Annotated in this window: 7 protein-coding genes; 2 read left to right on the top strand and 5 right to left on the bottom strand. The window is 44.6% G+C overall.

Annotated features, from left to right (window positions below):
• The first annotated feature begins 202 nt into the window (after positions 1 to 202).
• Positions 203 to 1,750: a sodium:alanine symporter family protein gene (locus QQ041_RS21355; protein WP_146489691.1), complete on the top strand. Its 1,548-nt coding sequence runs from the start codon at positions 203 to 205 to the stop codon at positions 1,748 to 1,750.
• Between the two features lie 145 nt (positions 1,751 to 1,895).
• Here the strand turns inward: QQ041_RS21355 and QQ041_RS21350 are convergent, their stop codons facing one another.
• From QQ041_RS21350 to guaB, 5 genes are all read right to left on the bottom strand, one after another.
• Positions 1,896 to 2,489, bottom strand: coding sequence for a GPR1/FUN34/YaaH family transporter (locus QQ041_RS21350; protein ID WP_060983311.1), 594 nt, complete (start codon positions 2,487 to 2,489; stop codon positions 1,896 to 1,898).
• Positions 2,490 to 3,152: 663 nt separating this feature from the next.
• Entirely contained in the window at positions 3,153 to 4,703 is a 1,551-nt protein-coding gene (locus QQ041_RS21345) for a Na+/H+ antiporter NhaC family protein (protein WP_285954993.1), read from the bottom strand.
• Between the two features lie 274 nt (positions 4,704 to 4,977).
• Entirely contained in the window at positions 4,978 to 6,690 is a 1,713-nt protein-coding gene (locus QQ041_RS21340; protein ID WP_285954992.1) for a chitinase, read from the bottom strand.
• A 324-nt stretch (positions 6,691 to 7,014) separates the two neighbouring features.
• Positions 7,015 to 8,568, bottom strand: coding sequence for a glutamine-hydrolyzing GMP synthase (guaA, locus tag QQ041_RS21335; RefSeq protein ID WP_146489687.1), 1,554 nt, complete (start codon positions 8,566 to 8,568; stop codon positions 7,015 to 7,017).
• A 365-nt stretch (positions 8,569 to 8,933) separates the two neighbouring features.
• Positions 8,934 to 10,397 (bottom strand): IMP dehydrogenase, encoded by a 1,464-nt coding sequence (guaB, locus tag QQ041_RS21330; RefSeq protein ID WP_017062496.1) that lies wholly within the window; start codon positions 10,395 to 10,397, stop codon positions 8,934 to 8,936.
• 244 nt (positions 10,398 to 10,641) lie between these two features.
• Between guaB and xseA the strand changes: the two genes are divergently transcribed.
• On the top strand, positions 10,642 to 11,982 hold the full coding sequence (gene xseA, locus QQ041_RS21325) for an exodeoxyribonuclease VII large subunit (protein WP_285954991.1): 1,341 nt from the start codon (positions 10,642 to 10,644) through the stop codon (positions 11,980 to 11,982).
• The last annotated feature ends 616 nt before the right edge of the window (positions 11,983 to 12,598 follow it).

Raw genomic sequence — 12,598 nt, 5'->3', positions numbered from 1 at the left:
AAAAAAAAACAAAACTAGTTGCATATCAAGTTAAATGGAACGATTATCGAGTTAGCACTAAGCATTAACAAACGCCCTCTATAACTTGCTTTATGTCACAGTAATCCTAATGAGCAGTTAAATAATTTAACACTTGGGTTACAAGTGAAGTATTGTGTTGTTCGAAAAACAATCATAAGTAAAACTAACAGGGAAAATACTCATGCAGTCATTCGTTGATTTTTTGAATGGAATAATCTGGAGCCCAGTACTTATCTACCTATGTTTAGGTGCAGGTTTGTTCTACTCCATCATGACTCGATTTGTTCAAATCCGTCACTTCTTTGAAATGTGGCGCTTGCTACTCTCGGGTAAAAGCTCATCAAAAGGCATCTCGTCTTTCCAAGCTCTAGCCGTTTCGCTATCTGGCCGTGTAGGTACAGGTAACATTGCTGGTGTTGCTGCCGCTATCGGTTTCGGTGGCCCAGGTGCAGTATTCTGGATGTGGGTTGTAGCCTTCTTTGGCGCCGCGACTGCTTATGCAGAATCTACGCTAGCGCAAATCTACAAAGAAGAAGACGAAGGCCAGTTCCGTGGTGGTCCGGCTTACTACATTGAAAAAGCAATGGGTCAGAAGTGGTACGCATGGATCTTCGCTATCGCGACTATTTTTGCATGTGGCATTTTGCTTCCTGGTGTTCAGTCAAACAGTATTGGTAATGCTGTAGAAGCTGCATTTGGCTCAGGTGACATGATTGAAACAGCTGTCGGTACATTCAGTTTCGCTAAAATTTTCACCGGTACTGTTGTTGCTATCATCCTTGCTTTCATCATCTTTGGTGGTGTTAAACGTATTGCGAACTTCACACAGATCGTTGTTCCGTTCATGGCATTGGCTTACATCATTATCGCGTTCGTTATCATTCTGCTAAACATCAGCCAAGTGCCAACTGTTTTCGCAATGATTATTGGTGATGCATTCACACCTATGGCAGGCTTCGGTGCTGCAATTGGTTGGGGTGTTAAGCGTGGTGTTTACTCAAACGAAGCGGGTCAAGGTACTGGTCCTCACGCGGCAGCGGCTGCAAGTGTTGATCACCCAGCTCAGCAAGGTTTGGTACAAGCATTCTCTATCTACATCGATACTCTTCTAGTATGTTCTGCTACAGCGTTCATGATCATCATCACTGGTGCATACAACGTTCACGGCGGCGCTGAGGGGGTATTCCTTGTTCAGAACCTAGCAGCAAACATCGGTGCGAATGGTCCTGTATTTACACAGCTTGCTATTGAAAGTGCACTACCAGGCATTGGTAAGCCATTCATCGCATTTGCTTTGTTCTTCTTCGCATTTACAACGATTCTTGCTTACTACTACATCGCAGAAACGAATATTGCTTACCTACGTCGTACCATCAAGATCCCTGGCATGATGTTCGTACTTAAGCTTGTTCTTATCACTGCGGTTTTCTATGGCACAGTTAAAACAGCGAACCTTGCATGGGCAATGGGTGATGTTGGCGTTGGCTTGATGGCATGGTTAAACATCGTGGGTATTCTGATCATCTTCTTCATGTCTAAGCCTGCGCTTAAAGCTCTAGCTGACTACGAAGAACAGCAGAAACAAGGCGTAACTGAGTACACATTCAACCCTGTAAAACTAGGCATTAAAGGTGCAACTTACTGGGAAGAGAAGTACAAACGTAAAACAGGCAAGTCTCCTGAAGCAGAAGCTACAGACACTAAACCTGTAGAGCAACCTTCAGCTTAAGCTTTCCTTAGCAAATAGATCGCTTTGACAAATAGCGCTATTCATAACGCATAAAAAAGGGGTTAGCCATTTCGGCTAACCCCTTTTGTTTTATTCATAACCAATAAACGGCTTATAACAAACTAACTGTTCCCGAGTTGGAGTATTAAGCAGCGATTTCTTGTGTTGCCATTTGAGGTGCTTTCTTCTCACCGATAGGCAGTACTGTACGGCCGTATTCGTTGTTGATTACTTGTGCCATTGCAAAGTAGATAGCTGAAGCACCACAGAAGATACCTTCAAAACCAGCGATAGTGCCGATCAGTGAGCTGCCAGTGAAATCACGAGCTGCAAGTAGGAAGAACAAGATAGTCAGTGAGCCGAATACTACTTGCTTCGCAACTGGGTAGCATAGAGAACCGATGAACATAAAGCCTGTGAAGATGCCCCATAGTAGTAGGTACCAACCCATGAATGCAGCAGGGCTTGCAGGAAGGCCCATGTAAGGCATCACGATTAAACCAACCAAAGACAACCAGAATAGGCCGTAAGAAGTAAACGCAGTTGTACCGAACGTGTCACCACGTTTGAAACACATTGTGCCCACGATAACTTGGCTCAAACCACCGTAAAAAATACCCATAGCAAGAATCATTGAATCGATTGGAAAGAAACCTGCGTTGTGGATATTAAGAAGAATAGTGGTCATACCGAAACCCATTAAGCCTAGTGGCGCTGGGTTAGCTAGTTTGGTCGACATTGCGAATTTACCTTATTAAAGTGGTTGATTAAAAAAAATCGATAAAATTTGTAAGAAAATTTTAATCTATAAACCGCTCAACTAGGTAATCCAGTTATCGAAAACTAAGATTGTATAAATGATCCTATGGAAAATTAGTTTCATAACAACACCAATCAATTCATAGAAACTATAAGTAAACAAATTCCCTGTCACGCTATAAAAAAGATGCGAGTAACGAGATACGGGATGCGAAAAGAGTCTGTAGATTCGAGTAAGCGGGATAAGAGGAGCGTATTGAGATTGAAATAAGTGATATGCATATGAAAAAGGTGCGGGTAACGAGATACGAGACACGAAAAGAGTCTTTAGATTTGAGTATGCGAGACTGCTTAATAGCAAGCTTAGACAATAGAGAGCGAGCTCTTCGATACTCGTTTACTCACATCCCGTACCTAGCTCTCAGTCGTCATTCCAGAATCGAGGAACGAGGTACCTGGAATCTCCTCTTCGATATAAGCACGTTTGGCGCACTAAAGAGATTCCCTATCACGTTCGTCCCTCACTGTGGGGAATGACGAGGATTACTTAGGTTCGAGTAAGTGAGATGAAGAACAAGAGAGCGAGCTTTTCGTTACTCGTTTACTCGCATCCCGTATCTATTCACTCACCCGTCATCTTAAACTACGCTTGTTGAGCTTTAGATTCAGAGACTTGAGATTGCACCTCTGATTGAGCATGCTTACTTGCATCACGCTTGGCCAGCAGCGTTACAACAACCAACTGAGCGACAAGCGCACCTAACACAACCAACGAACTTCCAGTAAAACCAGCCACTACGAAACTCACTAAAGCGATAGAACCATTCATCAATGCGTAAGGCAGTTGTGTCTTAAAGTGTTCAAACTGATCACACCCAGCTCCTGTTGAAGAAAGAATCGTTGTTTCTGAGATCGGTGAGCAATGGTCACCAAACAAACCACCAGACAACACTGCACCAATTGCGACAAGTAGCGGTGCGTCAATCGCAATCGCGGTTGGAATAACCAGTGGCATCATAATCGCGAAGGTTCCCCATGAAGAGCCCGTTGCGAATGAGATAATGGCAGACAGTAGAAACGCGACCGCAGGCACTAACCAGTAAGGGAAACCACTCTGCGCTTGTTCTGCAATATAAGCCGCCGCACCTAACTCTTTACCAATCGTGCTTAATGCCCACGCCAGTACCAAAATAATCGCAACCGGCATCATGTTGCCCATGCCTTTTAGGTACACAGAAACACCATCCGACAGCTTTCTCACTCCGTAGTAAGCCATCAGCGAGATCAAGGTAATCGCAGCAAAGAAATAAGCCGAAGACAGCGCTGCTCTGAATGATGAGCCTGCGACCTTTTGAAATGGGAAGCCTTGTGGAACCAACATGGCACACAACACTATAAGCATCACTAACAACGGAGCCCAAACAAAAGAGGCCTTTGCATTTTTATGCGAGAAAGGATTAAGTGATTCGCTATTCACGCCAGAATTAATTCCCGCTTGGCAATCACGTTCAGCTTTTGCCATTGGTCCGAAGTCTAAACCTTTAACAGAAACCAAAGGAACAATGAAAATCGCTAAGAATGCGTAGAACTGGAAAGGAATCGCACCGATAAAGGCATCCCAGTCAGACATATTGACATTCAAGGCGGTAAACTCTTTTTGAATCAGACTCATGATGTAAACGCCCCACCCGATAAAAGGGATAAGAATCGCGACAGGTGATGATGTTGAGTCGATGATAAATGCTAGCTTCTGTCTTGAAAGTTTTAGTTTATCGAAAAGGGGACGAAAGACAGGACCAACAATTAACGGAGTACCTAAGTCAGAGAAAAATATCACGATTCCCCCAAACCATGCTGAGATTTGAGCTTGGCATTTATTGCTGACCCATTGGGTAACACGCTTGGCAAACGCAACACCACCACCCGACTTCTCCATCAAAGCAACAAAGCCACCGATGAACACCAACAGCATGATCACACCTGCGTTATAGCTGTCGGTAAGTTGAGGGACTAAGTAACCTTTCACCATGGTACCAAACGTATCAAGCGGGTTAAGTTCGCTAAACATACCAGTGAGCATTGCCACACCACTCAGCACGCCTGCAAATAGGCCTATCACTACATTCCTTGTCGCCAACGACAATACCAAAGTAATCACAATGGGGATGAGTGACGTGATATCTGTCTGTTCCATAGGTACACCTTAACCCTAAAATAAAAGAATAAATATAAATTAAATTTGAATATAAATTCACAACCATCATTTGTACAGGACTTTATTCTCTAACTGGATAATTAGTCTTTAAATACGCTTTAACATAGCCTAATAGACCAGTCGACCTTCCTAGGCCACCAAGTTCGAAACGAAAAAAAACCGAAAGTAAAAACTTTCGGCTTTTAATTATTTATATCGCTACAGTCGTAATATTGAACTCGTCATTTAAACCGCCTTTTCGGTATTCAGACTATCAATTACAACTGATTTCATCCCAGAACCAATTCGACTGAACAGGACTCTCCCAAACACCCGGAGCATTTTTAGCCACGAAGCACTTACCGTTATGTGTCACCTTGTCACCGTTACTCACTTGGCTAACGCCCGCTTCCCATGTGATAAACACCGACGGGTCAACAACGACAGGTGGCTCGGTAACAGGCGGGTCAACTGGTGTTGGCTCTACCGGATCAGGATCAACAGGAGCTGGGTCGACTGGCGCAGGATCAGTCACTACGGGTGGTGTTGGCTCACCCGCCACTAATTTCCAAGGGCCGCCATTGGCAGGGTCATCCCCTTGTGTCCACCATTTCGCTTCGTAGGTTGCACCGTTGTGAGTCACTTGGTCGCCCGCATTGTAAACCTTAGTCGCGTTCCAACCATTGCCACCCGGATCGGTTCCTGGGTCTACCGGATCAAGCTTATCGACCACCTTCACTTCAGGCCAGCTTGCATGAGATCCATAGAAGTTGGTCACACACTTCTCGTAATCCCCAGCAACCAGAGCTGAATAAGCCGTTTGGAATCCAACAAGCTCACATTCAAATGAATATCCTTCAGGGCGGTCTGCGTAGTATTTCCAGTTACCATCCCAGTTGGTGTACAGCACATCTGTTGCGCCGTTGAGGTTCAAGCTTCCGTATGGAGTTTGCTGCCAACAAGTATTCGCTTCATCAGCTTCTACAGGAATTTCATAGTGCGCCGCGAGCCCTTCCCAGTAACGAATGCGGTTAACTGGTTGGCCTTTGTCTTTATTCTGTTCACCACACTCAATACCACCGTTGATCACATTGATTGTGGTACCAAAGCCATAACCAATACCCGCATCCAGTTCACGTTGAGATGGCGTCCATGTACGGTCAATCACATGAAGCATAGCTGGCTTAGGCGCTTGTGGGGTTAAGAAGAACCAAATAGCAGAAGCCAAGTTCAACCAAGAATCCGCCACTAAGCCCGGATTATTGAGAAGCACGGTTGCGTCACCATCGAACATCACTTCCGAGAATGCACCGTAATTAAAGTGGTAAGAAAGCTGTTTAGCACCACGACCGAAGTAGCCCTGCCCCGCGGCGCATGGCCAGCGTGCATTTTGCCAATCGTTCTGGCCACAACCTGTTGTGTAGCCTTCTTGCCCTTCAGACCACCCCATTTCACGAACATGCACCAGCGCTTGCTGCCACTCTTCAAGAGCTAATGGGTTATCAGAAGTGTTGTCTATTGCAATGTGACCGCCCGTCTCTTGAGAGAAGTGGGCAAAAGCGGTGATGATGGATTTCTTACAGATGGCATCAGAATCACGGCCATCAGTGTACTCTCCACAGAAGGCTGGGAATTTACCAATCGCGCGCAAGAAACGAGTGTAAGTGTATTCTGGCGCCGCCATCTGAGTAAGGAAATCCCATTCAGATTGAGGGAATACACGCTCAACCCGTTTTACGTTTTCAGGGTTAGAGGGGGAACCGGGTTCAATCGCTTCAACGATAGTGTTCGAACGAGTTTGTAATGCTTGTGACCAGATCGCGTACATAGGATCCGAGGTTTTCGCTTGTTCAGCAGCTTGTAATGCCGACTTTTCAACAAGGTAACCATTCGGGTTTTGCGGATCAGGTTGAATGTTCAAAGACGCATGACTTTGTGCTGCCAAAGTGCAGCCCAGTACTGTCGCCAAATATTTGATTTTTAACATGATGGATTCTCTTATCTGTCCTTAATAAGTCCATCAAAGAGTATGCTTCACATGTGAAATGGCCTAGCTGTAGCTGTATGAATTTATAAAAAGTGCGAGTGATATTTTTGATATATAGCTCAACACAACAAAGCGTCTCATGGTTTCTTGAGCTGATATCTAGTTTCCAACTCATTTGGTTTCTAGGTATTGTTCATTTGATTTCGAGGTATTGCTCATAAGCCTTTAATGCAATGAATCAATATAATGAATCGAAAAGAAAAAAGCCCCGAACTGAGTTCGAGGCTTAGGGTTTGAATCAACGCTGGTTAAATCTCTAAGAGATTATTCCCACTCGATAGTTGCTGGTGGCTTACCAGAAATATCGTAAACAACACGTGAAATGCCGTTAACTTCGTTGATAATACGGTTAGATACCTTACCTAGGAAGTCGTATGGTAGGTGTGCCCAGTGAGCAGTCATGAAGTCGATAGTTTCTACAGCACGTAGAGATACAACCCAATCGTACTTACGGCCATCGCCCATTACGCCAACTGAACGTACTGGTAGGAATACCGTGAATGCTTGAGATACTTTGTGGTAAAGGTCAGCAGCGTGAAGCTCTTCAATGAAGATAGCATCAGCACGACGCAGCAAATCACAGTACTCTTTCTTAACTTCGCCAAGTACACGAACACCTAAACCTGGACCCGGGAATGGGTGGCGGTAAAGCATGTTGTATGGAAGACCAAGCTCTAGACCAATCTTACGTACTTCATCTTTAAATAGCTCACGCAGAGGCTCAACAAGGCCCATTTCCATATCATCAGGAAGACCACCAACGTTGTGGTGAGATTTGATTACGTGTGCTTTACCTGTCTTAGATGCAGCAGACTCGATTACGTCTGGGTAGATAGTACCCTGAGCAAGCCATTTAGCATTCTTCAGTTTCTTAGACTCTTCATCGAAGATATCTACGAATACGTGACCGATGATCTTACGCTTAGCTTCTGGTTCAGCTTCGCCTTCAAGAGCGTCAAGGAAGCGTTGCTCAGCGTCTACTTTGATGATGTTTAGGCCAAACTTGTTGCCGAACATCTCCATAACCTGCTCTGCTTCGTTTAAACGAAGAAGGCCGTTATCTACGAATACACATGTTAGTTTGTCGCCGATAGCGCGGTGAGCAAGCATCGCAACTACAGATGAATCAACACCACCAGAAAGGCCAAGGATAACTTCATCGTCACCTACTTGTTCTTTAATACGTGCAACTGCATCTTCAATAATTGAAGCTGAAGTCCACAGACCTTCACAACCACATGCGTTAAGAACGAAGTTCTCAAGCATTTTCAGGCCGTTCTTAGTGTGTGTTACTTCTGGGTGGAATTGTACGCCGTAGTACTTCTTCTCTTCGTTTGCCATTGCAGCGTATGGGCAAGTGTCTGTTTCAGCGATCTTTGTGAAATCAGCTGGGATTTCAACTACTTTGTCACCGTGGCTCATCCAAACATCTTGAGTAGACTCAAGGTCAGCGAAAAGTGCAGATTCACCAGTCACTTGTACAGCAGCGTAGCCGAACTCGCGCTCAGTAGACGTTGCTACTTTACCGCCAAGTTGCTCAGCCATAGTTTGCATGCCGTAGCAGATACCGAAGACAGGAACACCTGAATCAAATACGTACTGAGGTGCACGTGGAGAATTCTCTTCCGTTACACTTTCAGGGCCACCAGATAGGATGATGCCGTCTGGATTGAATTCACGAATATCCGCTTCGTCTACGTCCCAGCTCCAAAGTTCACAGTAAACACCGATCTCACGAATACGACGAGCTACTAGCTGTGTGTATTGAGAACCGAAGTCCAGAATTAGAATACGTTGGTCATGAATATTTTTAGTCATTGTAAGCAGTCTTATTGGCTATGTGATAAAACGGAGGCGAGTTTACTCACCTCTGATTAACTCTTCAAGAAATAAAGCAAACGTTTTCGTTGGATATCTTTAACCCCGTATTTTCAGAAAATCGGACTTTCAACAAAACAGGCGGTAGATATGATACCAATCACAGTAAGTAAGTGTTCAGGAATAGCGCAGGAAAAAAGCTTGAGAACAAGGCAGGATTTTCTGATAAGTAGTTATTCTACAATCAAAAATCCTAACGAAGTTATCGAGGTTTTTAACAAGCTAGGATGACCAGTTATTTACTACGATTGGTATAATGATGTGCCGACTAAATCAGCACATTATTCAAACGTTTGGACGTATTATTAACCTAAACGGTAGTTAGGTGCTTCTTTCGTGATTTGAACATCGTGTACGTGAGATTCTTTCATGCCCGCACCAGAAATACGAACAAACTCAGCTTTAGTACGCATGTCTTCAACAGTTGCAGAACCGGTTAGGCCCATGCTTGAGCGTAGACCGCCCATCTGTTGGTGAACGATCTCTTTTAGACGACCTTTGTATGCGATACGACCTTCAATACCTTCTGGAACAAGCTTGTCTGCAGCGTTGTCAGATTGGAAGTAACGGTCAGAAGAACCTTGAGACATAGCGCCAAGAGAACCCATACCACGGTAAGACTTGTAAGAACGACCGTTGTAAAGGATAACTTCACCCGGTGCTTCTTCAGTACCAGCGAACATTGAACCAACCATCACACAAGATGCGCCAGCAACGATAGCTTTACAGATATCGCCAGAGAAGCGGATACCGCCATCTGCGATTACTGGAATACCGTATTCGTTAGCTACTTCAGCTGCGTCTGCGATTGCTGTTACTTGAGGAACACCAACACCAGTAACGATACGAGTCGTACAGATTGAACCCGGGCCGATACCTACTTTAACCGCACTAACCCCCGCTTCAATAAGAGCACGAGCGCCAGCGCCAGTTGCTACGTTACCACCGATGATTTGTAGATCAGGATATGCAGCGCGAGTTTCGCGGATACGGTTAAGTACGCCTTCAGAGTGACCGTGTGAAGAGTCGATAAGTAGAACGTCTACGCCAGCTTCAACTAGAGCAGCAACGCGCTCTTCGTTACCAGCACCAGCACCAACAGCTGCACCTACACGTAGGCTGCCGCGCTCATCTTTACAAGCGTTTGGTTTACGTTCTGCTTTGTGGAAATCTTTTGCAGTGATCATTCCAGTAAGTTGGAAGTCGTCATTTACAACAAGAACTTTTTCAACACGCGCTTCGTGCATTTTCTCTTGAACTTCTTCACGAGTTGCACCTTCTTTAACAGAAGCAAGGCGAGCTTTAGGCGTCATTACTACATCAACTTTCTTAGAAAGGTCAGTAACAAAGCGAACGTCACGGCCAGTAATAATACCAACAAGTTCGTTTGTTTCAGTAACAACAGGGAAACCGGCAAAGCCGTGTTTTTGGGTAAGGGCTACAACATCAGCGATTGTCGCGTCAGGGCTTACAGTTACTGGATGAGAAACCACACCAGCTTCGTAAATTTTAACCTGGCGAACCATTTCAGCTTGCTGCTCGATTGACATATTCTTATGAATAAAACCAATGCCACCTTCTTGCGCTAGGGCAATTGCTAGGCGTGCTTCCGTAACAGTATCCATCGATGCAGAGATCATTGGGATGTTTAAAGAAATGTTTTTCGTTAACTGAGTGCGAAGATCAGCTGTGTTCGGAAGAACGGTTGAGTGTGCTGGGACGAGTAAAACGTCATCAAAAGTTAAAGCTTCTTTTGCGATTCGTAGCATTTGCAATATCTCACAACAAAGGTGTTAAAAGGAGTAAACCCAACTTTATCGTTTCGCATAATAAAGTGATTTGGATTTGATATTGCAGACGGATTATACGCACGGCGAAATCGCTTGGCTACACATTTTTGTACTTTTAATTTGCATTTACCCCCTTGCTATGTATTATATTGCCGCTATCTTCCATACTCACGCCCTGTGAGATTCCAAGAAAGACCTTCCTTCAAGGAAAGATAGTGCTTTTATGACTAATCCAAACATCTTTACTGTTTCTCGCCTCAACTCAGAGGTTCGTCTCCTATTAGAAAACGAAATGGGAATAGTCTGGCTCGTTGGTGAAATCTCAAACTTCTCTGCACCTGTATCTGGTCACTGGTACCTCACCCTTAAAGACTCTCGCGCTCAAGTTAAGTGCGCCATGTTTCGTGGCAATAACCGCCGTGTGACTTTTAAGCCCCAGAACGGTAATCAAGTGTTAGTCAAAGCTCGCCTGTCTCTTTATGAGCCACGCGGTGACTATCAACTGATTATTGAAAGCATGCAGCCGGAAGGTGACGGTAAGCTTCAGCAAGAGTTTGAAAAGCTGAAGATGAACCTTGCTGCAGAAGGACTGTTTGCTCAATCAAGTAAGAAACTTCTTCCTGAGCACCCGAAACGCGTTGGTGTCATCACCTCAAAAACGGGCGCTGCACTATTTGATATTCTTGATGTACTGAAAAGACGCGATCCTTCTTTGCCAGTTGTAGTTTACCCAACCATGGTTCAAGGCGAAGAAGCGGCGATTCAGATTGCTCAAGCGATTGGACGTGCCAATGAGCGTAATGAGTGTGATGTGTTGATAGTTGGTCGTGGCGGAGGTTCGTTAGAAGACTTATGGTGCTTCAATAATGAGATCGTTGCTCGCACGATTGCAGCAAGTCAGATCCCGATTATCAGCGCCGTAGGCCACGAAGTTGACGTAACTATCGCCGATTTCGTTTCTGATATGCGAGCTCCAACACCATCTGCAGCTGCTGAATTAGTTAGCCGCGACAACAGCCATAAAGAACAAGCTTTTGCTTCTAAACGTGCTCGCTTAGTCAGTGCTATTCGTCACGTGTTAATCAAACAAGCGCAATCCACTCAAACCTTGAAATACCGCTTAGAGAAGCAGCATCCTAGCTACCAACTGCAAAAGCAGAGCCAGCAACTTGATGACCTAGACATGCGTCTGCGTCGCGGTATGGCTCAATACTTGAAGCAGCATGCACAGCGTGTTGAACGAAAGCAGCATCTGCTTCAGTTGAATTCGCCAGTGAAACGCTTAGGTGAACAAAAGCTGCACTTGCAACGCTCAGAACAAAAGCTATTAGATGCGATGGATAAAACACTGCTAACCACTCGCCACCAGCTAGCAATGGCTGCTGAGAAGTTAGAGACAGTTAGCCCGCTGGCAACTCTGAAACGTGGCTACAGCATTACCCACTCTGCGTCGAGTAACACTGTGTCATCAATTAACGATATCGAGGTCGGTGAAGTGCTCACCACTCAAGTTGAAGATGGGGTCATTGAGTCTCGAGTGACGGAAAAAAGAGGCAACGGCTAGGCGTTCGCGGAGCACATCATCAAAATAAAGTTCTAAACAAGCCCTATACAATTCGATAGGGCTTTTATATTTTTACAATAAGCGCTCAACATCTGACGTGCCACTCGTTCTAACTAGAAGTCACTTCACTATCAACTTATCGCACCATAACATCGTCAATTACTTTCGAGTGCCCGGTTTAACTTGAGTCCAAGCTCCATTCTTCTTGCTGATTTCCCTTTCAACATAGGATTATCCAAAACATCGCCCCACTATCCATAAAAACCTATCCTCATTTAGGCAAATTTATATGGTCGCTTTATTGTGTTGCTAAAGGGTGGTAGGGATTACTTGGGAAAATTAGCTTACTGAATAAACCTAAAGTGACTTAGCTTTTATGTTGAAGTTTGCTTGTATTGAACATCAACGCTCGATAGTTCTCTCAATAAAAAACTCAAAAGTTCATACTGATATTTTGCGGTAAAGCATATAACTCAAGCTAAAGTCACTAGCAAAAAGTAAAGTCTAGTTCCTTGATTTTACATCTAGGCCCCCCCTCAAACCAAACCTGCTAAAAGTAAAACCAAATACAATACTGACCTAATCTATCACTCTTCCCTGACAAAAGTGTGATCTG

Origin of the sequence: Vibrio sp. TMPB1044 (assembly GCF_030442075.1) — a bacterium.
Taxonomy (GTDB): Bacteria; Pseudomonadota; Gammaproteobacteria; order Enterobacterales; family Vibrionaceae; genus Vibrio; species Vibrio satsumensis.
The sequence above is the reverse complement of the archived record's forward strand: the minus strand, read 5'-3'. Positions and strand labels throughout refer to the sequence as shown.